We start from the raw sequence: 2,589 nt of genomic DNA, 5'->3' as shown, positions 1-2,589 counted from the left end.
CGGGCGCCAGCCGGTCCACCCAATTGCCGCGCACGGCGTCATGCACCTGCCCCTCTGGCGTTTCGTTCAAGCCGGTCATAAGGTCCGTCCCATGTCATCGCGTGCAAAGATACGGCTCTTCGTAGAGCATCCCCTTGGGCAAGGGCAAACGGTTCCCTTGTCGCGGGAACAGGCGCATTACCTGTTTGGTGTCATGCGGCTAGGTGTCGGGGCCGAGGTGGCCCTGTTCAACGGGCAGGACGGGGAATGGACCGCCGAGGTCGTGGAGGCCGGAAAGCGCGGCGGCGTGCTGGACTGCCGCGAACAGGCCGCGCCGCAGATGTCCCCGCCGGACCTGTGGCTGCTCTTTGCCCCGATCAAGAAGGCGCGCACCGATTTCATCGTCGAGAAGGCCGCCGAGATGGGGGCCGCGCGGATCATGCCGGTGCAGACGGACTTCACCAATGCCGAACGCATCCGGCAGGACCGGTTGCAGGCGCATGCTGTTGAGGCCGCCGAACAATGCGGCGGCACCTATGTGCCCCCGGTGGAGGACCTGCAAAAGCTTAACCGGCTGTTGGCGGACTGGCCCGAGGACCGGCAGCTCATTTTCTGCGATGAAAGCCTCGTGGGCGCGCGGGCGGCGCTGGAGGCCGCGCCGGACCGAGAGAAATGGGCGATCCTGATCGGCCCCGAAGGCGGGTTTTCAGAGGCGGAGCGCGACCGCCTGCGGTCGCGATCCTATTGCACAGCCGTCAGCCTTGGCCCCCGCATCCTGCGCGCCGATACCGCCGCCGTCGCGGCGCTGACGCTCTTCCAGTCCACGCGGGGCGACTGGTGAGCGGCTTCTTCCGACCCGAGGCGATGGCCACCCTGCGTCGCTGGCGCGAGGCCCTCATTGGGCTGGCGGTGCTGGCCGTGGGGGGCTTCGTTGCGCTGGCGGCGCTCACTGTCATCAGTCTGGGCGTGGGCATTGCCTTTGCCGCCATCGGGCTTTTCCTGCTCTGGGGCGGCGTCCAGCGCGGGCGCTTCCGGCAGGCGGCCATCGGGCCGGGGATCGTGACGCTCGATGAAGGGCGCGTGACCTATATGGGGCCGCTCGACGGGGGTGTGATCGACATCGAGGACATGACCGTCCTGATGCTCGACAATCGCAGCCGCCCGCCTGTCTGGGTCCTGCGCCAGAACCACGCCGCGCCACTTCACATTCCGGTGAATGCGACCGGGGCGGACCGGCTGTTCGACGCCTTCCTGCGTCTGCCGGGCATCCGGACGGGGCAAATGGTGTGGAAACTGAACCGCGCCAGCAATGATCTGCTGCTGATCTGGGAACGCGAAGATGGGCTCGGCTGGCCTCAGGCGCTGAATTGACACCGCCTGCATTTGCACCCATCAAGGGCCTCTGAAAGCGACAGTGCAGGAGCAGCCCCCATGTCCATCCCCCAATCCGGCGGCGGCCCGATCGAACGGCATGAACAACTGGCGGAATATCTCGCCGATGGCTGCAAGCCGAAGGAAGACTGGCGCATCGGCACCGAGCACGAGAAATTCGGCTACTGCAAAGATACGCTGAAGCCGCTGCCCTATGCGGGTGAACGGTCGATTCTGGCGGTGCTGGAGGGGTTGCGCGACGGCCATGGCTGGGACCCGCTGATCGAGGGCGGCAACCTGATTGGCCTGACCAAGGATGGCGCCAATATCAGCCTGGAACCCGGCGGGCAGCTTGAACTGTCGGGTGCGCCGCTGGAAACCATCCATCAGACCTGTGATGAGGTGAACGACCACCTGCGCGACGTGAAGGACATTTCCGACAAAATCGGCGTGGGCTTCATCGGTCTGGGTGCGGCCCCGATCTGGTCGCATGAAGACATGCCGCTGATGCCCAAGGGGCGGTACAAGCTGATGGACGGCTATATGCAGAAGGTCGGCACCATGGGCACAACCATGATGCGCCGGACCTGCACCGTTCAGGTGAACCTCGATTTCGGATCCGAGGCCGATATGGTGCAGAAGCTGCGCGTGGCGCTGGCGCTGCAACCGGTGGCGACGGCGCTCTTTGCCAATTCGCCCTTCCTGGACGGTAAGGTAAATGGCCACAAATCCTGGCGCAGCCGGGTCTGGCGCGATCTGGATGCCGACCGCACCGGGATGCTGCCTTTCGTGTTCGAGGAGGGCTTCGGGTTCGAGAGATGGGTCGAGTATGCGCTCGATGTGCCGATGTATTTCGTCTACCGCGACGGGCAGTATATCAACGCGCTCGGCCAGTCCTTCCGCGACTTCCTGCAAGGCAAACTGCCCGCGCTGCCGGACGAGACGCCGACGCTATCCGATTGGGCCGATCATCTGACCACGGTCTTTCCCGAGGCGCGGATCAAGAAATTCATCGAGATGCGCGGTGCCGATGGCGGCCCCTGGCGCAGGCTCTGCGCGTTGCCTGCCTTCTGGGTGGGGCTGCTCTATGACCAGACGGCGTTGGATGCAGCCTGGGATCTGGTCAAGGGCTGGGATGCGGAGACGCGCGAGGCGCTGCGGGTGGCGGCGTCGATCGACGGTCTGCAAGCCGAGGTTTCGGGCATCCGCATGCATGACCTCGCCAGCGAGGCGGTGGCG

3 protein-coding genes are annotated in these 2,589 nt (G+C 65.4%); all 3 read left to right on the top strand.

Features of this window, described 5'->3' with window-relative positions:
* The first annotated feature begins 91 nt into the window (after positions 1-91).
* Positions 92-820, top strand: a complete 729-nt coding sequence (locus BKY26_RS15645; RefSeq protein WP_071691320.1) for a 16S rRNA (uracil(1498)-N(3))-methyltransferase — start codon at positions 92-94, stop codon at positions 818-820.
* Entirely contained in the window at positions 817-1,350 is a 534-nt protein-coding gene (locus BKY26_RS15640) for a hypothetical protein (RefSeq protein WP_227435064.1), read from the top strand. The genes BKY26_RS15645 and BKY26_RS15640 overlap by 4 nt, the downstream gene beginning before the upstream one ends.
* 60 nt (positions 1,351-1,410) lie before the next feature.
* Positions 1,411-2,589 (top strand): glutamate--cysteine ligase (locus BKY26_RS15635; protein WP_071691319.1); only part of this gene is annotated, 1,179 nt, incomplete at its 3' end.

Source organism: Nioella sediminis, from assembly GCF_001879695.1.
Taxonomy (GTDB): Bacteria; Pseudomonadota; Alphaproteobacteria; order Rhodobacterales; family Rhodobacteraceae; genus Nioella; species Nioella sediminis.
Note: the sequence above shows the minus strand (reverse complement) of the source record. Positions and strands in the feature narration are given on the sequence as shown.